The organism is SAR86 cluster bacterium (assembly GCA_029268615.1).
GTDB lineage: Bacteria > Pseudomonadota > Gammaproteobacteria > Magnimaribacterales > Magnimaribacteraceae > JAQWNM01.
The window spans coordinates 64827-88368 of sequence record JAQWNM010000007.1 but is presented as its reverse complement, the minus strand read 5'-3'; the positions used below and the strand labels follow the sequence as shown (position 1 = coordinate 88368).

The window sequence follows — 23542 nt, the reverse complement described above, 5'->3', positions numbered from 1 at the left end:
TGGTTTGCAGTCTACAAGAATAGGCTTTAAATTTAAATATGTATTTATTTAGAATTATTCTCGAATATAGATTCACTGAACTCATCTTCAGACTTTGCGACCACCGTGGATATCATGGCATCACCACAAACATTAACAGCTGTTCTGGTCATATCCAATAACCTATCTACTCCTATTATTAGAGCTATACCTTCAACCGGCAAGCCTACTTGTTGCAAAACCATCGCTAACATAATTAATCCAACTCCTGGAACGCCAGCTGTTCCTATAGATGCAAGTGTGGCTGTAATAATAACCATAAGGTAGCCCGTTAATGTTATATCTACATTGTAGGCTTGAGCTATGAAAACTGTAGCAACTCCTTGCATTATAGCTGTTCCATCCATATTAATAGTTGCCCCTAAAGGAACTGTAAGAGATGAGATTGAGGAATTAACACCTAATTTATTTTGTACTGTATCAATAGTGACTGGCATAGTTGCACTACTTGAAGAAGTACTAAAAGCAAAAACTGCCAAAGATCTTACTTTTGTTAAGAATGTTAAAAAACTCAACTTAGTAAAAGTAGTAAAAATAATTCCATAGGTTACAAGACCATGAAAAACCAAAACAATCAATACTAAGAGAAAATACTTTGCTAAATTCCCAACTATACCTAAACCTTCAACGGCAAAAATAGTTAGAAGTAAAGAAAATACACCGTAAGGAGCTAGATTTATTAACATAGTTACTAGTTTCAAAACAACCTCATTTAATCTCTCGAAGCTCATCTTAAGATTCTTTGCTGAATCTCCAGTTGCTTTTAGAGCTAGACCAAACAAAATAGCAAAAACTATTATCTGGAGCATATTACCTTCTGCCATAGCAGCTACAGGGTTGATTGGAAAAATATTAATTATGACTTCTTTTAAACCGGGAGACTCTTTAGGGGTAAAAGATTGCGGCAGAGACATGTCTAGATTTAAGCCTGGACCAATTAATAAAGCAAAGATCAAAGCTAAACTTATAGCTATAGCTGTTGTAAATAAATATAAAGAAAATGTTTTAAAGGAGATACTCCTTAATTGTGAATTTGACGAAATTGAAGCAACTCCACAAACCAATGAAATAAAAACTAGTGGCACAACAGCTAGCCTCAAAGAAGCTATAAATACTTTACCTATTACATCAAAAATTCCATTGGCTAGAATGTCATAGAAAATAAAATAAAATATAGAATTAAGCATCCCCATGTCGTTAGAGAACTTTATTAACGATCCAATAAAGATTCCCAAAAACATCGAGAAAACTATCTTAGAAGTTAAGGACATAAAATCAGAAAGTTAATCTATTTCAATCATTTCAAAATCTTCTTTCCCTACGCCACAATCAGGACATAGCCAATCTTCAGGAACATCATCCCAAGCTGTGCCAGGAGCTATCCCATCATCAGGCCAACCTTCGGCCTCATCATATATTAGTCCGCAGACTATGCACTCCCATTTTTTCATTTATTTCTCCTTAAATTCTGAATAAAAGTTTAAATATTCTACATTAACTTTTATAAGTACCTAGACTTTAACAACCAATTTTTAAAATAAAGGCTAATATACAGCATGGAAAATCTTCTAAAAAAAATTAAAGCTTTAAGCTTGTTAGCAAGAATAGATAAACCTATAGGTACTCTTTTACTTCTATGGCCAACACTTTCATCATTCTGTCTCCTTACGTATGGAAACCCTTCTTTAAATTTAATCTTAATTTTTATTTTAGGAACTTTCTTAATGAGATCTGCTGGATGTATCATTAATGATATATTTGATAGAGAATTTGACAAGGAAGTTTTGAGAACTAAGACAAGACCTTTGGTCACTAAAGAAATAACAGTAAAAGAAGCATTATTTGCTTTCGTAATATTAATATGCTTATCTGGATTTCTTTTGTTCTTTTTAAATAAACTCTCTTTATATATGGCGCTTATAGGGTTAGGCTTAGCAATTTTATATCCCTTAACCAAAAGGTTTTTTTCAATTCCTCAATTTTTCTTAGGTCTAGCCTTTTCCTGGGGAATAATTATGGTTTCCGCTGCTGAACTTAATCAAATAACTATTAATGCATGGATTATGTTTTTGGCCTGCTTTCTTTGGATAATAGCCTATGACACTATTTACGCATTGGTAGATAAAGAAGATGATTTAAAAATAGGAATTAATTCTTCAGCCATTAGTTTTGGTGATAAAGAGCTAAATATTATTTTAATTTGTCATCTATCTTCAACATTTTTTTGGGCAATATCTGGAATCCTTGCCAAGGTAAGCATAGTTTTTTATATAGCACTATTTTTAGCAGTTCTCCTAAGTTTTTACCAAAAAGAATTAATTAAAGAAAGGGAGAAAGATAAATGCTTTGCAGCATTTACTAATAACAATTGGATAGGTCTATCAATTTTTATTGGTTCTTTTTTAGGAACTATCTAAGTGGAAATTAATTTTATAGAGTCCATTGATTCCATATCTGAAAGTGAATGGGATAATTTAATAGAAACAGATTACCCATTTTTAAAACATTCATTTTTCACAGCTTTAGAAAGATCTAAATGTATAGGACCTAATACCGGATGGATGCCTTTTTATTTACTTCTATATGAAAATAAAGAGTTAGTAGGACTGATGCCTTTATTTCTTAAAACTAATTCTTCTGGTGAATTCATATTTGACTGGTCATGGGCAGATGCATTTTATAGGAATGGTATGCAATATTATCCAAAATTAGTTAGCTCCATCCCATTTACACCTGCATCTGGTCCAAGATTATGTTTAAAAAAAAATCTAAATAAGTCTGAAACAATTAGATTAATTATGTCGGAAATTAAACAACTTTCAGTACAATTAGAAATATCAAGCTTTCATATTCTTTATCCCGACCCGAAAGAAAAAACAGCATTTAAAAATTCTGAGTTAAGCCTTAGAACTAATAATTCTTTTCACTGGTTCAATAAAGGTTATAAAAAGTTTGAAAATTTCTTAGACGACTTTACGTCAAGACAAAGAAAAAACGTTAAAAAAGAGAGGGATAAAATTAAAAAACAAGGCCTAACCATGGTCAGATTTCTAGGCCCTGATATTACAGAAGAAATGTGGGATATTTTTTATCTATTTTATAAAAGAACCAATGGAATAAGGGGAAGTGGTGGATACCTGAACTTAGAATTTTTTAAGATAATCGGAGAATTAATGCCCAATTCTCTATTACTGGTTATGTGTAAGAATGAATCTAATGAATACATAGCGGGGGCATTAAATTTTTTTGATACAAAAACTCTCTTTGGAAGATATTGGGGATCCATAGAGGATTATGATGCCTTACATTTTGAAACTTGTTATTATCAGGGTATAGATTTTTGCATTGAAAATAATATTTCAAAATTTGATCCTGGAGTTCAAGGGGAGCATAAGATTAAAAGAGGTTTCTGTCCTATAGAAACTTATTCATTTCATTGGATAAAAGATGAGAGATTTAAAGAACCTATCTATAATTTTCTTTTGGAAGAAAAACAACATATAACATCTTATAATCAAGCTTGTATAAAACAACTTCCCTTTAAAGAAGATTTAATTAAAGAGATTTATAAAGATGGATTCAATATTAGATAAAGAGCATTTCCAGGAAGGGATTTTTTATTTAAAAAATAAAGATCCTGATTTAAAGAAAATTTTAGATTTTTCAAAAGGAGAGATTGCTTCTTTTAACAGGACTCCTGGATTTGCAGGACTCATAAATCTGATAATAGAACAGCAATTATCAGTTGCTTCTGCCAAAGCTATCTACAAAAGATTGAAAAAACTACTTAAAAATATTAATCCTGAAAATGTACAGAAAATTACTGATCTAGAACTATCTGAGATAGGGCTGAGTAGACAAAAAATATCTTACTGTAAAGTTATAGCTAGAGCATGCATGGATGGAAGCATGAATCTAAATAAAATAAAATCTATGAATAACGACGAAGTTATAAATTATCTAACCCAATTTAAAGGCATTGGGGACTGGACTGCTAATTGTTATCTTTTAGCTTGCTTAAAAAGAGTTGATGCCTGGCCTAGCTCTGATCTAGGTTTACAAGTAGCCATTCAAAGAATTAAAAATTTAGAAAAAAGACCAAATGTATTGACAACTTCTGAGATAGCTGAAGCTTGGAAACCTTTTAGAGGTGTAGCAGCAATAATATTATGGTCTACTTATGATATATAAAAGAATGAGGTTATCTTGTATACAAGTTTTAAATCAAAAAAAAATATATCTAAGACTAGATTATTAATCTCTCTTTTTGAAACTAATTACATAAAATATAAAGAACTCTTTTCTGAAAATAGAATTAAAAAAGATCTTTCTTTTTTTCTTCCAGAAGGCACTTTTAAAAGTGAAGTTTCAATGGTAATTAAATCTCTCTCGCAACACACTGATTTATTGCAAATAAAGCATGGGCATTTCAGCACCTTTGGTTTGCGGGACAGTAAGATAGAAGTTGCCATATATCACGATGCAAAAATGGCAGAAGTTATAAAATTTAATGGAAAGAAGCAGTTCTGGCTCCTAAATAAATATCCGAACCTCAAAATGTTAAGTAAAGATGAAAAGTTTCAATGGAATCTATATTTAGCAGAATGGTTAAGTTTCTCAAAAAAAGAAGGTTTATCAAGCCAAGATTTAAAAATAACTTATTAAGTTTATCTATTATAGAGCATTTGTTCTATTTAAGTGCATTTTAAAAGAATTTTATTCAAAAAATTGCACCTTTGATGATCATATGCTATGTTATAGTCAATCTATATAACATTTTATTAATTCATAAACGGAGAAAACTATGTCAAAAGATATGAACAAATACGAATATATTTGGTTAGATGGCTTTAAACCTGAACCATCACTAAGAAGTAAGGTAAAAGTTTCAACTGATAGAAAGGCGCCTGACTGGTCTTTTGATGGCTCTTCGACTCAACAAGCTGAAGGTGGGAGTTCTGACTGCTTACTAATTCCTGTACAACAATATGAAAACCCCCTAAGTGATGGGTCTTTAATAATGTGCCAGGTTGAGACTGGAGAACATGAAGTGCATCCTTCCAATACAAGAGCTGCTGCAGATAAAGTAGTTACAGATGATTGGTGGTTTGGTTTTGAACAAGAATTTTTCTTAACCGACAAAGAAGGTAATCCACTAGGATGGGAAGATGGAACACCAGCTCCTCAAGGAGACTACTACTGCGGAGTAGGAGCTAATAATGTTCAAGGCAGAGAAATTTCAGAAGCTCATATGGATGCATGTCTAGATGCAGGGATTGAATTAACGGGCACTAATGCAGAAGTTGCATTAGGTCAATGGGAATATCAAGTTTTAGGTAAAGGGATAAAAGCAGGTGATGATTTATGGGTTAGTAGGTACTTACTCTTTAAAGTTGCTGAAGAATTTGGGGTTTCTGTTAATCTTCATCCTAAGCCAAAAGAAGGTGATTGGAATGGATCAGGAATGCATACAAATTTTTCAAATGGCGAGATGAGAACAAGAGGCTCTGAAGAGCTTTTTTCAGTATTTTGTGAAAAATTAGGAGAAGTTCATTCAGAAGGTATAGCTTCGTATGGATCTGATAATGATAAAAGGCTAACAGGACTTCATGAAACTCAAAATATTGATCAATTCTCTTATGGTATTAGTGATAGAGGAGCCAGTATAAGAATTCCTATTTATACTGTGGAGCATAACTGGAACGGTTATTTGGAAGATAGAAGACCAGCTTCAAATGCAGATCCATATAAAATAATAACCCATATTGTTGGAACCCTTATAAATTAAAATAATAAGCTCCAGAACAGAGTTAATCCTTTTCTGGAGCTTATAAGGAACCATGGATCATTTAGACAAATTACTGACCGGATTACAAACTGCATTAATAGTTTTTTCTAAAGATCTGAGAGTAGAGTATATGAATGCATCTGCCGAAGATATTTTCTCAGTAAGCAAAACCTCTTGCTTAGGTAAAAATATATCTGATCTCTTCTATGAAGAGCTAGATAATTTAAATGGATTGAAACAAGTTTTTAAAAAAAAGATACAGCTTACTAAGCATGATGCTGTTCTGTACTTAAGAGAAGGAAAAACAGTTGTATGCGATTATCAAGCTTGCTATATAAATTTAGGAAAAAATTCAGAAAAATTAATATTCGAGATTAATAAGAAAGAATTTGCTTCTAAAATTAAGCAAAATGTCACTTTAATTAATAACCAAAAAGTTACAAGTCAATTTGCTAGAGGAATGGCACATGAAATAAAAAATCCTTTAAGTGGAATTAAGGGCGCAGCTCAGTTGCTAGAAAAACAACTGGATAAAGATGAACTCAAAGAATATACAAAGATTGTTATACAACAAACAGAAAGACTCTCTAGACTTGTTGATAATATCTTAGGCCCGAATACTAAACCCATCTTTGAATTACAAAATATTCATTTCCCTATTGAAAAAATGTTGGCTTTGATAGAAGTTGAGACGCTCAAGGAAATAAAAATAATAAAAGACTTCGATCCTAGTATTCCAGAAATTTCTTTTGATCTTTCTCTAATGGAGCAAGCTCTTTTAAACATTCTCAAAAATGCTCGAGATGCTTTATTTAAAAAAGCGAGTGAATCTTATATTAAGGTTACAACTAGAGTAGGTCACCAAGAATATATAGGAAAAAAACGTTTTGGCACTATATGCAAGATCATAATTGAAGACAACGGGCAAGGCATACCTCAAGAAATTCATGACTCAATATTTTTTCCAATGATATCTGGTAAAGAAGGTGGAAATGGCTTGGGTTTAGCAATAACGCAAGGCATACTATCTCAGCATAATGGTACTGTTACCTTTAATAGCAGCCAGCATAAAACTACATTTACTCTTATGCTTCCAATAGAAAAAAATGATATAGATGAAAATAACCAAAAAGAATTAATTTATGCAAAATACTTTAAATAAAGTCTGGGTTATAGATGATGATGAGTCTATAAGGTGGGTTCTAGAAAAAGGTTTAACTCAGAGTAAACTAGAAGTAATAACTTTTTCAAATGCAGATGCGGCACTAAAGCTGCTAAAAAAAGAAACTCCTTCTGCCATATTAAGTGATATAAAAATGCCAGGAAAAAGCGGTTTGGAATTACTTGAAATAATGCAATCAGAATACTCAAAAATTCCTATAATCATAATGACTGCTCATTCTGATCTTGAAAGCGCAACTTCATCTTTTGAAAAGGGTGCTTGGGACTATTTACCTAAACCATTTGATATTGAACATGCCATTGAAACAGTTCAAAGAGCAATAGTACAAGAAAGTCATATTGAAAGTAGTATTGAGATTGGTTCTGAGATTATTGGAGAAGCTCCTGCAATGCAGGATGTTTTTAGAGCAATAGGAAAACTAAGTAATTCACATTCTACTGTTCTTCTCACTGGAGAAACAGGCACCGGCAAGGAATTAGTAGCTAGAGCTTTATTTCAACATAGCCCAAGAAAGAAAGAACCTTTTATAGGTCTCAATATGGCAGATATACCTAAAGATCTTTTAGAGGATGAACTGTTCGGTCATGAAAAAGGTGCCTTTACTGGAGCAGACGAAAAAAGATTGGGGAGATTTGAGCAGGCAAATAATGGAACACTTTTCTTAGATGAGATTGGTGACATGCCTCTTGAAACTCAAACAAGGCTTCTTAGAGTCCTTTCAAATGGAGAATTTTATAGAGTTGGAGGTCATAAACCTATATCTATAAATGTGAGGGTTATTGCAGCTACTCACCAAAATCTAACTAAACAAGTATCTGAAGGTACTTTTAGAGAAGACTTATTTCATAGATTAAATGTAATAAAAATAGATTTACCTAAATTAAATCAAAGACAAGAAGATATCCCATCTTTGAGTAAACATTTTCTTAAGGCATCTTCCATTGAAATGGATACAGAAGCAAAGTATTTATCTAAAGAAACTGAAGAGCACTTCAAAGGTTTATTATGGCCAGGAAATGTCAGGCAACTAGAAAATACCTGCAAATGGCTAACTGTGATGTCTCCAAGTAGAGAAATTAGATTGGAAGATCTGCCTAAAGAATTGTTAGAAGAAACTTCTATTCAAGAGGAAAAATGGACTGATTCTCTTAATTCCTGGGCTGATTCTCTATTACTCAGCGGTAATCAAGATATTTTGAGGGATGCGCTCCCTATGTTCGAGAAAACAATGATCAAAGCTGCGCTAAATAGAACAAAAGGTAGAAAAAATGAAGCAGCAAAACTTCTTGGCTGGGGAAGAAATACACTTTCTAGAAAAATAAAAGAACTAGATATTTTGTAACACCTTCTTTTACTTAATAGTAGGAAGTCCAGCATTCTGCCAACCCATCATTCCTCCTGATAGTATGTATAAATTTTCATACCCAGATTTCTTCAAAGAAATGCCTGCTTTCTTAGAAACAGATCCTGTTTGACAAACTAATAACAGAGGTTTTTCCTTATCTTTTTGTAAAGTATTTATCTGATCTCCAACATCTTCAATTAATAAATTTACTGCGTTAGATAAATGGCCAATATTAAATTCATGAGCTGGCCTTAAGTCTAGAACGAGACAATTTTCTTTATTTATCAATCGGGTAGCTTCTGTATTATCAACTCTCTTGCCGCCCTTTTTTCCCTCGTAAAAGATTAAAAAGAAAACTAAAAAAATAAGAACAAAAAAAGCAAAAATATTTTGTGCTAAAAAAAGTAATAAGTTTTCCATTTCGGATGGTGATTATATAGATTCGTAATGTAAAATGCGCCTTTAGTTAATATTTAGATTCTATTTATGAATAATAAAGGTCTCTTAGTTCTTGTTAGGCATGGTCAAAGTGCTTGGAATGAGAAAAATCTCTTTACTGGATGGAAGGACCCAGATCTAACCTTAAAGGGAATAAAAGAAGCTAAAGAAACTGGAGTTTTACTTAAAAGGAAAAAGTTATTATTTGATGTAATGTTTACATCAGCGTTAAAAAGAGCACAAAAGACTGGACAAATAATTCTTGAGCAACTTAATCAAGATAATCTAGAGACTATAAAAGATAAAGCTCTTAACGAGAGGAACTATGGAGATCTAGCTGGTCTCAATAAAGATGAAGCAAGAAAAAGATGGGGAAATGAGCAAGTTCATATCTGGAGAAGGTCTTTTGATGTCCCTCCACCAGGAGGTGAAAGCCTTCTTAATACTTCAGAAAGAGTCATTCCATACTTTGAAGAAAAGATACTACCCTTAATTGTTGAAGAAAAAAATGTTCTTGTAACTGCTCATGGAAATTCATTAAGAGCACTTATTATGAAACTTAAATCCTTAACACCAGATGAAGTTGTTAAATTAGAAATAGCAACGGGACAACCCATTGCTTTCTCTATGAAGTCTTTTGGAGAAATTGAAGAAACTACATTAAAAAATTAATAGCCTAATCTAAGGAGCATTTTATGCCTCGGCCTTTATCATTTATTATTTGAGATAAACTTCCAGATTGGCTTTCTCCAAGATAAGTCCCATCTTGACTTCTGCTTGTAACTCTACTCCTATAAATAGCAAATTTGTATCCCTCTATGCAAACAGAATGAATAATACCCAATGCAGGATCACCTTCTGAAACTAATCTCCATGTTTCTATGTCTGGTTCTGCAGACGACATTGGAAAAACAAACAAAGCACCAAATATGAATATAATTTTTTTCATAGACTTTCTCCTCATCATTAATAAACTATTTAATAAAATATTTAGAATTATCTTCTCACATGTACGCCTGATCTTTCTAAGACTTTTTTAGCTTCTGGTATAGAAAATTCAGAAAAATGAAATATGCTGGCAGCTAACACAGCATCTGCTTTGCCTAAAATTATTCCTTCAACTAAATGATCTAAACTACCTACCCCCCCGGAAGCAATTAAAGGCACATTAATTTCCTGTGATAAAGTATGATATAGATTAATATCAAAACCTTTTCTTGTTCCATCTCTATCCATACTTGTTACAAGTAATTCTCCTGCTCCCAATTCACAAACTTTCTTAGCCCATTGAATTGCATCCAGATTTGTTTTCTTTCTTCCTCCATAGGTTACAACTTCCCATTTATTTTTAGTGGAATCTTTCGTTTTTACGTCTATAGCAACAACGATACACTGAGAACCAAACTTATTGGCAGCTGATCTTATAAAATCAGGATCTTCAACTGCCGCTGTGTTGATAGATACTTTGTCTGCTCCATGTAACAACAGGTTTCTTATATCTTCTATTGTTCTGACTCCCCCGCCAACAGTTAAAGGAATAAAAACTTCTCCGGCAATATCCTCAACTGTTTTATATGTGGTATCTCGATATTCGTTACTAGCTGTTATATCTAGCATAGTTATTTCGTCTGCGCCATCTCTGTCATAACGCTTAGCAATTTCTACGGGATTTCCGGCGTCTTTAATATCTAAAAAATTAACTCCTTTAACTACCCTACCTTTATCAACGTCAAGACAAGGTATAATCCTAGCCGCTACACTCATATTAGTTGTTTGGCTAATTCCATAGCCTCTTTTAAAGTAAACTTTTCTTCATATAACGACCTTCCACAAATGACACCATCAATTCCTATTTTATTTCCTTCTTTTGAAGCGCTAACTAAATTCTGAATATCTTCAAGACTAGATATCCCGCCTGAAGCTATTACTGGGATTGAGGTAATAGCAGCCAAACTTAAAGTTTCATGTATATTCAATCCTTTCATCATGCCATCTCTTTTAATGTCAGTAAAAATAATTGCACTAATCGCAAGTCCTTCATATATTTCAACTAAATCTTTAGGAGTAATTTTAGAATCCTCTAGCCATCCATCAGTCTTTACATATCCATACCTTGAATCAATACCTAAAACAACTTGATTTGGAAACTCTTCACACAAATCTCTTATTAATTCAGGCTCTTTAACTGCATGAGTTCCAAATACAACTCTTTCTACTCCTGAATCTAGATACTCTTTAGCTGTTTCGAAATTTCGAATTCCTCCACCAACTTGAATTGATAAAGTATCATTTTTATTTACGATATCTTTGATAAGAGATTTATTTATAGGAACACCATTAACAGCTCCATCCAGATCTACGATATGAAGTAATTCTGCCCCTTGAGCATGCCATGAATTAGCCACTTCAATTGGATTATTTGAAAAAATAGTCTCATCATTCATTTTACCTTCTCTAAGTCGAACACACTTTCCTCCTTTTAAGTCTATAGCTGGGATAACTATCATGATTCATCACCTTCCCATTTTGAAAAGTTTTCGTAAATTTTGAGCCCTATCTGTTGACTTTTTTCTGGATGAAATTGCACTCCAAAAATATTTCTTCCAGCTATTGCGGCACTAAAGTCTATCCCATGTTGAGAAATGCCTTGAGTTGAATCTAATAACTCACATGCATAACTATGTACAAAATAAAAATAACTATCATCAGGAATTCCAGACCACATGAAGTGTTTTTTGGACTGTTTAACAGTATTCCACCCCATGTGAGGGATCTTGATATCTAAATTCTCTTTATCTCTTCTAAATTTCTTAACATTACCCTTTATTAAGCCTAGACCTTGTGTAAGATTATTCTCCTGACTAAAATCTAAAAGAAGTTGCATTCCAACACATATAGCTAACAAAGGTTTAATGCCCACATTATTTATAATAGCTTTATCCAGATTGGAATCCCTTAAAGCTTTAACACAATCGCCTATAGCTCCAACTCCTGGTAAAACAATTTTATCTGATTCATCTATTTCTGATGAAGAGCTAGTAACAACAATCTGTGATTTAGGCGCAGATCTTTCTAAAGCCTTTTTTACTGAATGTAAATTACCCATGCCGTAATCAACAATAGCTATTTTTTTCATTTATACTCTATATAAAGACTATTTTAAAGCGAACCTTTCGTAGAAGGTATAACACCTTCTGATCTAGGGTCTAATTCAATAGCCATCCTTAAAGCCTTTCCAAATGCCTTAAAAATTGTTTCTATTTGATGATGTGTATTTTCACCACTTAAATTATGTATATGTAAAGTTACATGAGCATGATTACAAAAAGACTGAAAGAAATGCTCAAACATACTTACATCCATACCTCCTACAGTCTCTTTTGAAAACTTAACATTCATAAATAAACCAGGCCTTCCAGAAAAATCTAGTACGACTCTTGATAAAGCTTCATCTAAAGGGACATAAGAAAAACCATATCTTCTAATTCCTTTCTTGTCTTCTAAAGCTTTTGAGAATGCTTGCCCTAAAGTGATACCTATGTCTTCTATAGTATGATGATCATCTATCTGCAAATCTCCTTTAGCCTTAATATCAAGATCTATAACACCATGTCTCGCTATTTGATCTAACATATGCTCCAAGAAAGGTAAGCCAGTTGATAGAGAGCTAGATCCCTTACCATCTAAATTTATCTTTATAAAAACTTCAGTTTCCGAAGTTTTTCTATTAATTTCTGAGATTCTCATTATCTATATTTTGTCCCTTTAATTTAGGAAGCGCATTATATCTAATAATACTAAGCACACCAGCTAGAGTAAGATAGAATTGAATACTAAACAATGGTTTCATTCAGCAGTTCATTAATAAATTGGCATAAAAAAAATGGTAGAAAGGATCTGCCATGGCAAAAAAATAGAACTCCTTATACAGTTTGGATATCTGAGATAATGCTTCAACAAACTCAAGTTAGCACAGCTTCACCTTATTTCATTAGATTTATCAAAAGGTTCCCTAATTTGAAAACCTTATCAGAAAGTAATGAAGATGAAATTCTAAAATATTGGTCTGGACTTGGATATTATTCAAGAGCTAAAAATATTCATAAATCTGCGAATATAATTATTCAAGAATTTGATGGAAACTTCCCGAACTCCTTAGAAAAGCTCGAATATCTTCCTGGTATTGGTAAATCGACAGCTGGTGCTATTCTCGCATTAGGTTTTAATAAAATTGCACCAATTTTAGATGCGAACGTAAGGAGAGTTATTTCACGTTATCAAGCTATAGAAGGAGATTTATTGAATTCAAAAAATAATAAAAAACTTTGGCAGCTTGCGGAAAAACTTTTGCCAACTAAAGACATTTCTATTTATACCCAAGCAATTATGGACTTGGGTGCAACAATTTGTTCAATAAAAGAGCCTGAATGTACTTTATGTCCAATAAATAAAAAGTGTATAGCAAATAATAATAACCTTATTAATTCAATTCCAAAAAAAAAGGAAAGAAAACTCAAGCCAATTAAAAAAGTCTACTGGTTAATCGTAAATAATAAAAAAGGAGAATACCTCTTAAAAAAAAGACCTGGGGAAGGTATATGGCCTGGTCTTTGGTCCTTTCTAGAATTTAATAGCTTTGAAGAAACTAAAAATATAAGTAAAGAAATGTTTAATCTAGAGATAAAAAGTTACTTAAAGAAAAAGCCTATAAAACATACCTTTAGTCACTATAATTTAGAAGCTATACCGATCAACATATGCTTGGCCCCTTATAGAACTAAATTACCTAAAGAGTTAATATGGCTTGGAGCAAAGAATATTAATTCCATTGGCCTACCTTCACCTATTAAAAAAACCATAGTAAAATTATCACGTATATGACAAGAATTATTTTTTGCAAAAAATATAAAAAGGATCTTGAAGGTTTAGATAAACCTCCACACCCTGGGCCTAAGGGTGAAGAAATATTTGACACCCTCTCAAAGAAAGCCTGGGACGAATGGCTAGAAAATCAAAAAATGTTAATTAATGAAAACCAATTGAACCTTCAAGATAAGGAATCAAGAAATTGGCTAAAGGAGCAAATGGAACTTTTTTTTTCTGGAGAGGACTATGCTAGACCTAAAGGGTTTATTCCTCCTAAATCTTAATACTTCTACACAAACTAATATTTGTATACAATCCGTCATTCAATTTTGCCCAGATAGCTCAGTCGGTAGAGCAAAGGACTGAAAATCCTTGTGTCGGTGGTTCGATTCCACCTCTGGGCACCACTATTTATAATTCTAACAAAAAAATAATAGCTAACTAAAAGTATAACATGTTATTATTTTTGTAAGATGCCACAACGTTTTAACTTCATTGACTTCTCGAGCTCAATTAGAGCTGAACCCCACAAAGAAGCTAGTCTTTCGACTGATAGATATACAACTCCAGATTTTATGAAGCTTGAATGGGATAATATTTGGACCAAAACATGGTTATTTGCTGGCCTAGAATCAGATCTTGAAGAGATAGGTGATTTCTTTGTTTATGATATTGGAAGGGAGTCGATTATTATTACAAGGAATGCTGAGAAAGGCTTGTCTGCCTTTTATAATGTATGTCAACACAGAGGAAATAAATTACTATCTATAGAAACTGGATCTGTAAAGAAGATATCCTGCCCCTATCATGGATGGACTTACAACTTAGAAGGTAAATTACAATTTGTACCTGATAGGGAACTTTTTAAGGATGGAGTATCTTGCGATCAAAGATCATTAAAACCTGTCCAAGTCTCAACTTGGTCAGGATTGATATTCATAAATATGGATAAAGGTTCAGCTAGTCTTGAAACATTTCTAGGAACAATTATTTCTCAGCTAGATCATTATCATTTTGAAGAAATGATTCTAGTAAAACATCAATCATTAGAACTAGAAGCTAATTGGAAAACAGTTAGAGATAATTTTTTAGAACAATATCATGTGGATTTTATCCATCCGCAACATGCAAGTTTCGTTGATTGCTGTGATGCTGATAACGACATGTGGCCTTTTGGCCACTCCAGAACCTCTGTAGAGAGTCCTGTGATAAATCCAAGATATGAAACTCCTACTCAACCTCCTGAATTTATGAGTAATTACCTTAAAGGTCTTAGATTAAATCCAGATGATTTTAAAGGTAAAGTTTCAGAAATAAGACAAGCAATACAGGAACAAAAAAGAACCATAGGAAATGAGTTAGGGTTTGACTACTCTAAATTTACCAATGATCAAGTATCAGATGTTTACCAATATGATATTTTTCCTAATATATTTATGACTATTCATCCCGAAAGGATGTGGCTATATGGTCCTAAACCTCATTTATCGGATCCTAATAAATGTACTTTTACAAAATTAAGCTTTCAAATACCCAAAGAAAAAATTATAGATTCTAAAAAAGGTATAGAGTTATTACCTGGATCATCAATGTATGAATATCCTGATATTAGAGCTGAGCACGAAATATTTACTAGAGAAGATGTTATAGAAGGTCGTCAGTCTTTAACTGTAACAATAGATCAAGATATCCATTATTTGAATGATATGCAGGCTGGCATGCATTCAAGAGGGTTTAATGAAGCGTTACTTAATAATGATGAAGGCAGAGTCCAGCATTTCCATAATTGGATAGATAATTGGTTGAGTGATGAGAGCCTTTGGAAAAAGGTAAGCAATATAAAATAACCTAGATATTATTAACTTCGCCCGTTTTAAGCGCAGGATAATCTGCAGGTTGATAGGTAATTATAAAAGCACGCCTAGGATTATCAGAAACATTCGGATCGGAGCCATGGACTATGTGAGGGTTAAAAAAGATAACTGAACCTTCATTTACTTCCATGGGTACTTGATTCGATAAATCAAATAATTCAGGGTTAGTATAAAAACCACCGAGTTGTGTTCCATCATTCCTTCCTATAAGGCATCCATCTTTATGACTGCCTTTTATGACTCTAAAACATCCATTACTTTGATATGAATCATCTAAAGCTACATAAACATTGGGAAGAAGATTTACGTGACTACAATCATGAATCCAATAAGGAGAGTCTTGATGCCAACCAAAACCGGAACCTTCTCTAGGCCTTTTAAGGTTCAGTTTATTAGTCCAAAGAGATACTCTGTCGGTTCCAATTATGCCTTTAATGGGTTCCACTAATCTCTTGTCACGAATTAAGTCATCAAGTGATTTATTAAGTAAGTTAGCAGGCTCAATTACTTTAATTATCTTACTATCATCTTTTGATTCAAATTGGACTGTTAGTTTTCCTATATCTACAAATCTCTTTCCATCTAGCCAATAAGTATTTCCTTTTTCACTAAGCTCTTTAGCCTTTTTTACAGAATCTTCAACTGCCTCTCTAATAAAGCTTAATTCATTTTTAATGAAAACCTTATTTCTTATGAAATATCCATCATTGCTATATTGAGAAGATTCAGAAGTTGTAAGTGTATGTAACATCTTAAATAGATATGTTATAAAGGATACAAATTATAGAACAATCTTATTTATAAATTGAATAAATAATATGACTAATTCAGGTTCAATACTATCAATTCTTATATCCTTGATAATAGCTGCATTAATGATGACTGCAGGAAGTCAAGGAAGTGTAATCATCAACGAATTACCTTTGTTTTTAGTATGTGCTTCCATAGGATTTATTCTCCATTGGATGATATTTATTCCTTCATACATTTATCAAACTGAACACTATTTTGATCTGACTGGCTCCATTTCATACCTTTCTATTATCATTTTTGCTTTAATCAATAAACCGGAACAAGACTTTAGGGCATTCTTAATTTGCTTCTTGGTAGTTATTTGGGCAGTTAGACTGGGCTCTTTTCTATTCTTGCGAGTCAAGAAAGACGGAAAAGATAATAGATTTACTATAATGAAAACAAAATTTTGGTGGTTCTTAATGACTTGGACTATTGGAGGATTATGGGTCTTCATCACCATGGCTAGTGCTCTTGCAGCTATAACCTCAGAAAATACAGCCCCCTTCAGTTTTTTTGGCTTCATTGGTTTGTCACTTTGGATACTTGGATTTAGTATTGAGGTTTTAGCGGATAGACAAAAAACAAAATTTAAGTCTGTAGAAGGAAATACTCAAAAATTTATTAATGAAGGCCTATGGACGCTATCTAGACATCCTAATTATTTAGGAGAAATATTACTTTGGCTTGGAATTGCCTTAATTGCCTATCCTGTGTTGTCAGGCTGGCAATTAGCTACATTGATATCTCCTTTATTTGTTTACATATTATTAACTAAAGTAAGTGGTATAAATATACTTGAAGCTAGATCTGATAAGAAATGGGGTAAAGACCCAGACTACATTAACTATGTTAATTCAACGCCTAAATTATTCCCCATAAAAAAATTTAATAAAATATAATCAAAAATGGTTAAAAAGAAAGCGAAAGGTAGCTGTTTATGCGGTTCCTTTAAATATGAATTTAATATTTCAACAATTATCTCTTCTCATCATTGTCATTGTAAAGACTGTCAAAAATCTACCGGAAGTGGAAAAGCTACTATTATTATGGTGCCTGCAAAGGAACTGAAAAAAGAAGGTGAGTTAAAATTCTTTGAAGTCCAAGGTACAGATGGAAGCCATGTTAACAGAGGCTTTTGTCCGATTTGTGGTTCTCCTATTATTAGTTTTGTTAAGGAAGTTTCTCATATAAATTTTATTAAAGCTGGGAGTCTAGAAGATGCATCTTGGGTAAATATTGACTCTAGCTTCTGGAATACCTCTGAATCTGCATGGTCTCCCGTAGATAATACAAAACCAAGCTTCAAAGGTAATCCTGAATAATAATTTCATCACATGAATCCTTCAGACATTTATGCTGACCTGGTGAGAAGGTCTGAACTGTCTGAAGATAGATTTCAAATTGAAGTTTTAAAGAAATTAGACCTCATATCTTCAAACCTAAATACTAAATCATGGAAATGGTTTAGAAGTAAACCTTTAAAAGGACTTTATATTTATGGAGAGGTAGGAAGAGGTAAAACTAAATTGATGGATATATTTTTTCTAAGTATAGACTCTGATAAAAAAGTTCGTCTGCACTTTCATCGTTTTATGAAGAAGTTACATGATGAATTAAAAGAAGTATCAGGGACTGTTGACCCTATACTTAAAATTGCAAGAAATATGGCAAATGAGGCAAGAATTTTATGTTTTGATGAATTTTATGTTGAAGATATTGGAGATGCAATGTTGTTAGCTAGATTCCTTAATAGAGCATTTGAAGCAGGAATAACTTTAGTTGCCACTTCAAATATAAGACCTGAAAACTTATATATAAATGGACTGCAAAGAAATAGATTTTTACCAGCAATAGATGCCATAAAAAATCATTGCGAGATTTTTGAGCTCACTTCTAAGCAAGACTATAGATTAAGGACTCTAACTAAAATGCCTATGTATCTTGTCAGTAATGATTCTTGGATATTAGAAGACTCTTTTAATTCTCTTTTAGGAGAAGAAAATGCGGATGATAAACCAATTTCAATTCTTGGAAGATCTTTGAAACCAAAAAAGAAGTCTTCAGGAATCATTTGGTTTGATTTTATTGAACTTTGTTTAGGTCCAAGGAGTACAAAGGATTATATTGAGCTTACTAAGGAATTTCACACTATATTACTTTCAAACATCCCTGCCCTAATAGATCAAAATAAGGATGGAACCAGAAGATTCATTGCCTTAATAGATGAATGTTATGAACGTAATGTCAATGTAATTCTCTCCTCAAAATACTTACTGAAGAATCTTTATAAGGGAACTCAATTAAATAGTATTTTTCAAAGAACTCTTAGTAGGTTAACAGAAATGCAAAGTAAGGAATTCTTATCAAAGCCTCATATACCATAGCATTATAAAGACTTAAGAATCTTTACTTCCGGCGGTTCTGACATATATTGCCCCATTTCAGCACCTATATTTCTAAAATGATCATATTGACTATGAGCATCTAAATCACTTTGTGATTCATATCTCTCCATTACAATGTATGTTGCCTCTTCTTCGCCGCGATATACATCGTAATATAAATTTCCAGGTTCATTTATCTTGACTGCCTCAGACATTTTCTTTACAGCTTTTTCAAACTCTTCATTAGTTCCAGACTTAATCGTTAATTTCGCTAAAATTCCTATCATCTTAACCTCTTTTATAATGTAAAATAGACACTCTAAATTATATTCTAGAAGTAATCGAGAAAGAAAATGAGTGATGTAGTTATTATTGGTTCAGGTCATGCAGGTGGTCAATGTGCAGCTGCGCTCAGAAACTCTAAGTTCGAAGGCTCTATAACAATAATTGGCGAAGAAACTCATCCACCTTATCAAAGACCTCCTTTGTCGAAGGGTTTTTTATCTGGAGAAGTTGGAATAGAGAGAGTTTATTTAAAAAAAGATGATTTCTATAACAAGAATAATATTACTTTAAAACTGAATAATAGAGTTAATTTAATAGATAAAGATAAAAAAATAGTTTTTTTTGGAGATAATCAAGAACTACCCTATAAGAATCTAATCCTCGCAACTGGGAGTAGAGTCAGAAAATTAGATGTTCTAGGAAGTTCTCTAGATAATATAGGGTATCTTAGGAATATTGAAGATGTTGAGAACTTAAAGGGTATTCTTTCCAAAAAATCTAAAGTCGTAATTGTTGGTGCTGGCTATATAGGCCTTGAAGTAGCGTCTGTTTGTGCACAAATGGAATCTGATGTTACTGTCATTGAAATGGCCGATAGAGTCATGAACAGAACTGTTGATCCTATAATTTCAGATTACTATCATAAACTACATCAAAGTTATGGAGTAAAGATACTCTTAAATACTTCCCTACAATCCTTCACAGGATCAAAATCAGTTGAGAAGGTGATCTGCTCAGAAGGTGCTGATCTTGAAGCAAATGTAGTAATAATAGGAGCTGGTATTATTCCAAATACAGAACTTGCTGAAAGTGCAGGCATAGAATGTGATAACGGGATTTTAGTAGATAAGTATTGTGCGACTAGTATTTCAAATATTTATGCATGTGGTGATTGCACTAACCATCCAAATGAACTTTTAAATACAAGACTTAGATTAGAATCAGTTCATAATGCTTTAGAGCAAGCCAAAACAACAGCTAACTCAATTATTGGAGAGAAAACAGCTTATAACCAAGTTCCTTGGTTTTGGTCAGATCAATATGATCATAAATTACAAATAGTTGGCCTATCAGGGTCTCATAATGAAGTAGTGACTAGAGAATCAGACAAAAATACTTCTTTCACTATTTTTTATCTTAGAGACGATGAACTTATAGCTTGCGATGCTGTCAATAATCCAAAAGAATTCTTAATTTGTAAAAAGCTTGTTGCAAATAAAGTAAAAATAAGTTCAGATAAGCTAAAGGATCCAACCTTAGATCTCAATAATTTATTATGAAAAATGTAGTTGAAACAGAATACTCAATTGGACAGGTGGTAAAGCACAAATTCCTTGATTTTAGAGGTGTGATCTATGATGTGGATCCTGAATTTAATAACACTGAAGAATGGTATAAATCTATACCTGCAGCAATTAGACCCATAAAAGAACAGCCCTTTTATCATGTATTTGCTGAAAACGATCAGGTCTACTATACGGCCTATGTTTCTCAACAGAATCTTTTACAAGACGAAAGTGAAGTTCCTGTGGAGCATCCAGATGTTGAAATACTCTTCGGAGAATTTAATGGCAAAAGCTATAAAATATTGGAGCAGGCTAAAAATTAAGAATTCTTTAGCGTAGCTAAAGACAGACAAACAACAAAGATTTCCATTGCTACATTAAGTTCTTCAAGAGAACAAGCTGTAGGTGCTATTCGGATATTACTATCGCCCGAATCTATACCGTAAGGATAAGTAGCGCCAGCCTGTGTAAGTTTTAGGCCCGCCGATTCTGCTAATGAAATAATTTCTTTTGCTAATCCTTTTTTTGCCATAAAAGAAACAAAATAACCTCCTGTTGGCTTTGTCCATGTTCCATGTTCTTGTTTTGAAAGCCAATCAAAAACGCATTCAAATTTTGGTCTTATAATTTCAGCATGTTTAGACATATGATTTTGAATTCCTCCTATGTCTTTAAAAAAATTAATGTGCCTTTGTTGATTAATCTTATCTGGCCCAATCACCATAGCAGCATAATGCTTCAAGAAGATTTTTAAATTCTCTTCAGATAGGGCTAAAAAACCAATGCCTCCTCCTGCAAAAGTGATTTTTGAAGTAGATGCGAAACCTACAACTGAGTTTAAACAATTTTTTTCTTTTGCTAAATCAAATATATTGATTAACTCTTTTGAGTCTGAAAAATCATGAACTGAATAAGCGTTGTCCCAGAGTATTCTAAAATCTCCTTCTTTTAACTTTGCAATATCTAGTAATTTCTCAACACATTCATCTGAATAAATCTCTCCAGTAGGATTCGAATGCTTAGGAACACACCAAATACCTTTGATGGAGTCATCATTCATTACTAAGTCTTCAACAAATTGCATATTAGGTCCAGAACCAGTCAAAGGGACTTGAACCATATTTAGCCCAAATTCTTCACATAACTTAAAATGTCTATCGTAGCCGGGTACAGGACACAAAATTGAAACTCTCTCTAAATGAGACCAAGGCTCTTTACCATATCCATGAAAAAAAAGGCTTGCAAGGTACTGGTACATAAGAGTGAGGCTGCTATTACCCCCAGCTATTATTAGATCTTCACTGCATTCCAGAAGTTCTGCTCCAATCTTTCTACATTCAGTTAAACCTAATATATCTCCATAATTCCTTATATCTTCATTTGTTATTAATAAATTCTCAGGACTATATTCTAAAACCTTGTTAGACAAAGACAATTGATCGGAATGGGGTTTCCCTCTAGTCAAATCTAAAGAGTAACTTTTTTTAGTGATTTCTTGATACTTTGCTTGTACTTCTTTAAGATTTAAAAAATTCATGACTACTATTAAATTTATGTAAGATGCAGACCTTAATTACTTTAATAAAGAATATCAATAACTAATATTTATGCATTTTCATACTGATCGATTTTTGATCAATCAATTAAAACCAAGCTGATAACTAGATCCTAAATTTCATACACATAGTTATTAACATTTCTTGTGGATAAGTTACATATTTAGCAACCTTTTTTTTTGAAATTTAGTTAAAATACCTTTAACTTAATTTAATCTTGAATTTAAAAACGCCTCTCTACAATAAACACTTGATGTCATCAGCCAAAATTGTTGATTTTCATGGTTGGGATATGCCAATAAACTATGGCTCGCAAATTTCTGAGCATGAAGCTGTTAGAAATAACTGTGGTATCTTTGACGTTTCTCATATGACGATACTAGATTTTGAGGGTCTTGAGGTTAAAAAATTTCTAAGGTACCTGCTAGCTAATGATATAAACAAGCTAAAAGAAAATTGCGATGGGCTTTATTCTGCAATGTTAAATGATTCAGGTGGAGTCATAGATGATCTTATTGCTTATAAAATGCCATTTGGTTATAGACTTGTAGTAAATTGTGCTACAAGGGGAGAGGACCTTAAATGGATTACTTCTCATAAAAACAAATTTGAAGTTTCCATGACAGAAAGAAAAGACCTATGCATGCTTGCTATACAAGGTCCAAAATCTATTGAAGTACTATCAAAATGCCCCGCTCCTTTGGTTAGATCTTTGGAGACAAAGAAACGACAACAAGGGGTGATTGAAAAAGAAATGTTTGCGGCAAAAACTGGCTATACTGGAGAATTAGGATTTGAAGTGATTCTACCTAATGAGCAAGCTAGATTTCTTTGGGATAATGCAGTAACAGCAGGTGCTAAGCCTATAGGCTTAGCTGCCAGAGATACCCTTAGACTGGAAGCAGGCATGAATCTTTATGGCTTTGAAATGGATGAAACAATATCTCCTTTGGAATGCAATATGGAGTGGACCGTTTCTTTGAAGGATGAAGATAGAAATTTTATGGGAAAAGAGGCCTTCATAAAAAAGAAAAAGGAGAAAAATAACCATCATCTAGTAGGAATTCTGCTCGAAGAAAGAGCAATTATAAGGACAGGTCAAAAGATTTTTCTAGATAAAGATAGATCATTGAATGGAATAGTAACAAGTGGTACTTATTCTCCTACATTAAAGAAATCTATTGCCCTTGCAAGAATTCCTAAATCAAACAAAGAGGTCTGCTTTGCAGAAGTACGTGGTAAAATTATAGAAGCTAAAATAGGCAAACCTAGCTTCATTAAACAAGGAAAAATTATATTTTAAGGAATAAAACATGAGTGAATCACCAAATAATCTAAAATATTTAGCAAGTCATGAATGGATTAGACTAGATGAAGATGGCACTGTGACAGTGGGTATTAGTGACCATGCACAGGATCTTCTTGGCGACATTGTATTTATTGAACTACCTGAGGTTGGCCAAAGACTTGGTGCAGAAGAAGAAGTAGCAATTGTTGAATCTGTTAAGGCTGCATCTGATGTTTACTCTCCAATTGGAGGAAAAGTTATTGCAATTAATGATAAGCTTTTAAATGAACCCGATGCAGTGAATAACTCTCCTTATGAGGAAGGTTGGTTCTTTAAAATGGAACCGGATGATATTCAGAGCATAGAAGGATTGCTTTCATCAGAAGAATACGTCAACTCTAGAAAAAATTAAAAT

29 protein-coding genes and 1 tRNA gene are annotated in these 23542 nt (G+C 32.8%); 19 read left to right on the top strand and 11 right to left on the bottom strand.

Annotation, left to right across the window (positions count from 1 at the left end; genetic code table 11):
• Positions 1 to 44: 44 nt before the first annotated feature.
• Entirely contained in the window at positions 45 to 1310 is a 1266-nt protein-coding gene (locus tag P8J93_02955; protein MDG2060761.1) for a dicarboxylate/amino acid:cation symporter, read from the bottom strand.
• Positions 1311 to 1322: 12 nt separating this feature from the next.
• The gene (locus tag P8J93_02950; protein MDG2060760.1) at positions 1323 to 1490 is read right to left on the bottom strand and encodes a rubredoxin; all 168 of its coding nucleotides are present in this window, start codon (positions 1488 to 1490) and stop codon (positions 1323 to 1325) included.
• A gap of 105 nt (positions 1491 to 1595) precedes the next feature.
• On the opposite strand from P8J93_02950, the gene ubiA reads away from it, so the two are divergent.
• From ubiA to ntrC, 7 genes are all read left to right on the top strand, one after another.
• Positions 1596 to 2456, top strand: a complete 861-nt coding sequence (ubiA, locus tag P8J93_02945; protein MDG2060759.1) for a 4-hydroxybenzoate octaprenyltransferase — start codon at positions 1596 to 1598, stop codon at positions 2454 to 2456.
• The gene (locus P8J93_02940; protein MDG2060758.1) at positions 2457 to 3632 is read left to right on the top strand and encodes a GNAT family N-acetyltransferase; all 1176 of its coding nucleotides are present in this window, start codon (positions 2457 to 2459) and stop codon (positions 3630 to 3632) included. It abuts the gene before it with no gap.
• Positions 3613 to 4230, top strand: a complete 618-nt coding sequence (locus P8J93_02935) for a DNA-3-methyladenine glycosylase 2 family protein (GenBank protein ID MDG2060757.1) — start codon at positions 3613 to 3615, stop codon at positions 4228 to 4230. Before P8J93_02940 ends, P8J93_02935 begins: the two co-directional genes overlap by 20 nt.
• 15 nt (positions 4231 to 4245) lie before the next feature.
• A complete protein-coding gene (locus P8J93_02930) occupies positions 4246 to 4704 on the top strand; it encodes a DUF1249 domain-containing protein (protein ID MDG2060756.1) in 459 nt (152 codons plus the stop codon).
• 139 nt (positions 4705 to 4843) lie between these two features.
• Complete coding sequence (locus P8J93_02925; protein ID MDG2060755.1) at positions 4844 to 5827, top strand: glutamine synthetase beta-grasp domain-containing protein; 984 nt, start codon at positions 4844 to 4846, stop codon at positions 5825 to 5827.
• 52 nt (positions 5828 to 5879) lie between these two features.
• A complete protein-coding gene (gene glnL, locus P8J93_02920; GenBank protein MDG2060754.1) occupies positions 5880 to 6989 on the top strand; it encodes a nitrogen regulation protein NR(II) in 1110 nt (369 codons plus the stop codon).
• On the top strand, positions 6970 to 8352 hold the full coding sequence (ntrC, locus tag P8J93_02915) for a nitrogen regulation protein NR(I) (GenBank protein ID MDG2060753.1): 1383 nt from the start codon (positions 6970 to 6972) through the stop codon (positions 8350 to 8352). The genes glnL and ntrC overlap by 20 nt, the downstream gene beginning before the upstream one ends.
• 9 nt (positions 8353 to 8361) lie before the next feature.
• Here the strand turns inward: ntrC and P8J93_02910 are convergent, their stop codons facing one another.
• Positions 8362 to 8775: a rhodanese-like domain-containing protein gene (locus P8J93_02910; protein MDG2060752.1), complete on the bottom strand. Its 414-nt coding sequence runs from the start codon at positions 8773 to 8775 to the stop codon at positions 8362 to 8364.
• 66 nt (positions 8776 to 8841) lie between these two features.
• Between P8J93_02910 and P8J93_02905 the strand changes: the two genes are divergently transcribed.
• Positions 8842 to 9465, top strand: coding sequence for a 2,3-bisphosphoglycerate-dependent phosphoglycerate mutase (locus P8J93_02905; protein MDG2060751.1), 624 nt, complete (start codon positions 8842 to 8844; stop codon positions 9463 to 9465).
• A gap of 4 nt (positions 9466 to 9469) precedes the next feature.
• Here the strand turns inward: P8J93_02905 and P8J93_02900 are convergent, their stop codons facing one another.
• The 5 genes from P8J93_02900 to hisB are packed head-to-tail and all read right to left on the bottom strand — an operon-like array spanning position 9470 to position 12540.
• Positions 9470 to 9742 (bottom strand): hypothetical protein, encoded by a 273-nt coding sequence (locus P8J93_02900; protein MDG2060750.1) that lies wholly within the window; start codon positions 9740 to 9742, stop codon positions 9470 to 9472.
• Positions 9743 to 9789: 47 nt separating this feature from the next.
• Positions 9790 to 10557 (bottom strand): imidazole glycerol phosphate synthase subunit HisF, encoded by a 768-nt coding sequence (hisF, locus tag P8J93_02895; protein MDG2060749.1) that lies wholly within the window; start codon positions 10555 to 10557, stop codon positions 9790 to 9792.
• The gene (hisA, locus tag P8J93_02890; protein ID MDG2060748.1) at positions 10554 to 11300 is read right to left on the bottom strand and encodes a 1-(5-phosphoribosyl)-5-[(5-phosphoribosylamino)methylideneamino]imidazole-4-carboxamide isomerase; all 747 of its coding nucleotides are present in this window, start codon (positions 11298 to 11300) and stop codon (positions 10554 to 10556) included. Before hisA ends, hisF begins: the two co-directional genes overlap by 4 nt.
• Positions 11297 to 11929: an imidazole glycerol phosphate synthase subunit HisH gene (hisH, locus tag P8J93_02885; protein ID MDG2060747.1), complete on the bottom strand. Its 633-nt coding sequence runs from the start codon at positions 11927 to 11929 to the stop codon at positions 11297 to 11299. The genes hisA and hisH overlap by 4 nt, the downstream gene beginning before the upstream one ends.
• 23 nt (positions 11930 to 11952) lie before the next feature.
• Positions 11953 to 12540, bottom strand: coding sequence for an imidazoleglycerol-phosphate dehydratase HisB (gene hisB / locus P8J93_02880; protein MDG2060746.1), 588 nt, complete (start codon positions 12538 to 12540; stop codon positions 11953 to 11955).
• Positions 12541 to 12633: 93 nt separating this feature from the next.
• On the opposite strand from hisB, the gene mutY reads away from it, so the two are divergent.
• From mutY to P8J93_02860, 4 genes are all read left to right on the top strand, one after another.
• The gene (gene mutY, locus P8J93_02875) at positions 12634 to 13674 is read left to right on the top strand and encodes an A/G-specific adenine glycosylase (protein MDG2060745.1); all 1041 of its coding nucleotides are present in this window, start codon (positions 12634 to 12636) and stop codon (positions 13672 to 13674) included.
• Positions 13671 to 13943 (top strand): oxidative damage protection protein, encoded by a 273-nt coding sequence (locus P8J93_02870; protein ID MDG2060744.1) that lies wholly within the window; start codon positions 13671 to 13673, stop codon positions 13941 to 13943. The genes mutY and P8J93_02870 overlap by 4 nt, the downstream gene beginning before the upstream one ends.
• A 47-nt stretch (positions 13944 to 13990) precedes the next feature.
• Positions 13991 to 14066: transfer RNA gene (locus P8J93_02865), tRNA-Phe, on the top strand.
• A 66-nt stretch (positions 14067 to 14132) separates the two neighbouring features.
• Positions 14133 to 15506, top strand: a complete 1374-nt coding sequence (locus P8J93_02860) for an SRPBCC family protein (protein MDG2060743.1) — start codon at positions 14133 to 14135, stop codon at positions 15504 to 15506.
• A gap of 1 nt (position 15507) precedes the next feature.
• On the opposite strand, the gene P8J93_02855 is transcribed toward P8J93_02860, so the two are convergent.
• Entirely contained in the window at positions 15508 to 16284 is a 777-nt protein-coding gene (locus tag P8J93_02855; GenBank protein ID MDG2060742.1) for a phytanoyl-CoA dioxygenase family protein, read from the bottom strand.
• A gap of 67 nt (positions 16285 to 16351) precedes the next feature.
• On the opposite strand from P8J93_02855, the gene P8J93_02850 reads away from it, so the two are divergent.
• From P8J93_02850 to zapE, 3 genes are read left to right on the top strand one after another with little or no spacing between them, the layout of a single operon-like run.
• Entirely contained in the window at positions 16352 to 17227 is an 876-nt protein-coding gene (locus P8J93_02850) for a DUF1295 domain-containing protein (protein MDG2060741.1), read from the top strand.
• Positions 17228 to 17233: 6 nt separating this feature from the next.
• Positions 17234 to 17650, top strand: coding sequence for a GFA family protein (locus P8J93_02845; GenBank protein ID MDG2060740.1), 417 nt, complete (start codon positions 17234 to 17236; stop codon positions 17648 to 17650).
• Positions 17651 to 17662: 12 nt separating this feature from the next.
• Complete coding sequence (gene zapE / locus P8J93_02840; protein MDG2060739.1) at positions 17663 to 18712, top strand: cell division protein ZapE; 1050 nt, start codon at positions 17663 to 17665, stop codon at positions 18710 to 18712.
• Positions 18713 to 18714: 2 nt separating this feature from the next.
• On the opposite strand, the gene P8J93_02835 is transcribed toward zapE, so the two are convergent.
• Positions 18715 to 18999, bottom strand: coding sequence for a putative quinol monooxygenase (locus tag P8J93_02835; protein MDG2060738.1), 285 nt, complete (start codon positions 18997 to 18999; stop codon positions 18715 to 18717).
• Positions 19000 to 19065: 66 nt separating this feature from the next.
• Between P8J93_02835 and P8J93_02830 the strand changes: the two genes are divergently transcribed.
• Together P8J93_02830 and hspQ are read left to right on the top strand one after the other, a co-directional pair.
• The gene (locus tag P8J93_02830; GenBank protein ID MDG2060737.1) at positions 19066 to 20277 is read left to right on the top strand and encodes an FAD-dependent oxidoreductase; all 1212 of its coding nucleotides are present in this window, start codon (positions 19066 to 19068) and stop codon (positions 20275 to 20277) included.
• A complete protein-coding gene (gene hspQ, locus P8J93_02825) occupies positions 20274 to 20606 on the top strand; it encodes a heat shock protein HspQ (protein MDG2060736.1) in 333 nt (110 codons plus the stop codon). The genes P8J93_02830 and hspQ overlap by 4 nt, the downstream gene beginning before the upstream one ends.
• On the opposite strand, the gene P8J93_02820 is transcribed toward hspQ, so the two are convergent.
• Entirely contained in the window at positions 20603 to 21820 is a 1218-nt protein-coding gene (locus P8J93_02820) for an aminotransferase class I/II-fold pyridoxal phosphate-dependent enzyme (GenBank protein MDG2060735.1), read from the bottom strand. The two genes, hspQ and P8J93_02820, sit on opposite strands and share 4 nt — an antisense overlap.
• Before the next feature lie 236 nt (positions 21821 to 22056).
• Here P8J93_02820 and gcvT point away from each other — a divergent pair, with 236 nt between their 5' ends.
• Positions 22057 to 23142 carry a glycine cleavage system aminomethyltransferase GcvT gene (gene gcvT / locus P8J93_02815; GenBank protein ID MDG2060734.1) on the top strand — a complete coding sequence of 362 codons (1086 nt, stop codon included), beginning with the start codon at positions 22057 to 22059 and terminating at the stop codon, positions 23140 to 23142.
• Positions 23143 to 23152: 10 nt separating this feature from the next.
• A complete protein-coding gene (gcvH, locus tag P8J93_02810) occupies positions 23153 to 23539 on the top strand; it encodes a glycine cleavage system protein GcvH (GenBank protein ID MDG2060733.1) in 387 nt (128 codons plus the stop codon).
• Positions 23540 to 23542: the final 3 nt, after the last annotated feature.

Bases quoted from the DNA above. Each gene is read 5' to 3' on its own strand.
- P8J93_02955 (MDG2060761.1), bottom strand. From the start codon at position 1,310: ATGTCCTTAACTTCTAAGATAGTTTTCTCGATGTTTTTGGGAATCTTT.
- P8J93_02950 (MDG2060760.1), bottom strand. From the start codon at position 1,490: ATGAAAAAATGGGAGTGCATAGTCTGCGGACTAATATATGATGAGGCC.
- ubiA (MDG2060759.1), top strand. From the start codon at position 1,596: ATGGAAAATCTTCTAAAAAAAATTAAAGCTTTAAGCTTGTTAGCAAGA.
- P8J93_02935 (MDG2060757.1), top strand. From the start codon at position 3,613: ATGGATTCAATATTAGATAAAGAGCATTTCCAGGAAGGGATTTTTTAT.
- P8J93_02925 (MDG2060755.1), top strand. From the start codon at position 4,844: ATGTCAAAAGATATGAACAAATACGAATATATTTGGTTAGATGGCTTT.
- glnL (MDG2060754.1), top strand. From the start codon at position 5,880: ATGGATCATTTAGACAAATTACTGACCGGATTACAAACTGCATTAATA.
- ntrC (MDG2060753.1), top strand. From the start codon at position 6,970: ATGCAAAATACTTTAAATAAAGTCTGGGTTATAGATGATGATGAGTCT.
- P8J93_02910 (MDG2060752.1), bottom strand. From the start codon at position 8,775: ATGGAAAACTTATTACTTTTTTTAGCACAAAATATTTTTGCTTTTTTT.
- P8J93_02905 (MDG2060751.1), top strand. From the start codon at position 8,842: ATGAATAATAAAGGTCTCTTAGTTCTTGTTAGGCATGGTCAAAGTGCT.
- P8J93_02900 (MDG2060750.1), bottom strand. From the start codon at position 9,742: ATGAAAAAAATTATATTCATATTTGGTGCTTTGTTTGTTTTTCCAATG.
- hisF (MDG2060749.1), bottom strand. From the start codon at position 10,557: ATGAGTGTAGCGGCTAGGATTATACCTTGTCTTGACGTTGATAAAGGT.
- hisA (MDG2060748.1), bottom strand. From the start codon at position 11,300: ATGATAGTTATCCCAGCTATAGACTTAAAAGGAGGAAAGTGTGTTCGA.
- hisH (MDG2060747.1), bottom strand. From the start codon at position 11,929: ATGAAAAAAATAGCTATTGTTGATTACGGCATGGGTAATTTACATTCA.
- hisB (MDG2060746.1), bottom strand. From the start codon at position 12,540: ATGAGAATCTCAGAAATTAATAGAAAAACTTCGGAAACTGAAGTTTTT.
- mutY (MDG2060745.1), top strand. From the start codon at position 12,634: ATGGTTTCATTCAGCAGTTCATTAATAAATTGGCATAAAAAAAATGGT.
- P8J93_02870 (MDG2060744.1), top strand. From the start codon at position 13,671: ATGACAAGAATTATTTTTTGCAAAAAATATAAAAAGGATCTTGAAGGT.
- P8J93_02860 (MDG2060743.1), top strand. From the start codon at position 14,133: ATGCCACAACGTTTTAACTTCATTGACTTCTCGAGCTCAATTAGAGCT.
- P8J93_02855 (MDG2060742.1), bottom strand. From the start codon at position 16,284: ATGTTACATACACTTACAACTTCTGAATCTTCTCAATATAGCAATGAT.
- P8J93_02850 (MDG2060741.1), top strand. From the start codon at position 16,352: ATGACTAATTCAGGTTCAATACTATCAATTCTTATATCCTTGATAATA.
- P8J93_02845 (MDG2060740.1), top strand. From the start codon at position 17,234: ATGGTTAAAAAGAAAGCGAAAGGTAGCTGTTTATGCGGTTCCTTTAAA.
- zapE (MDG2060739.1), top strand. From the start codon at position 17,663: ATGAATCCTTCAGACATTTATGCTGACCTGGTGAGAAGGTCTGAACTG.
- P8J93_02835 (MDG2060738.1), bottom strand. From the start codon at position 18,999: ATGATAGGAATTTTAGCGAAATTAACGATTAAGTCTGGAACTAATGAA.
- P8J93_02830 (MDG2060737.1), top strand. From the start codon at position 19,066: ATGAGTGATGTAGTTATTATTGGTTCAGGTCATGCAGGTGGTCAATGT.
- hspQ (MDG2060736.1), top strand. From the start codon at position 20,274: ATGAAAAATGTAGTTGAAACAGAATACTCAATTGGACAGGTGGTAAAG.
- P8J93_02820 (MDG2060735.1), bottom strand. From the start codon at position 21,820: ATGAATTTTTTAAATCTTAAAGAAGTACAAGCAAAGTATCAAGAAATC.
- gcvH (MDG2060733.1), top strand. From the start codon at position 23,153: ATGAGTGAATCACCAAATAATCTAAAATATTTAGCAAGTCATGAATGG.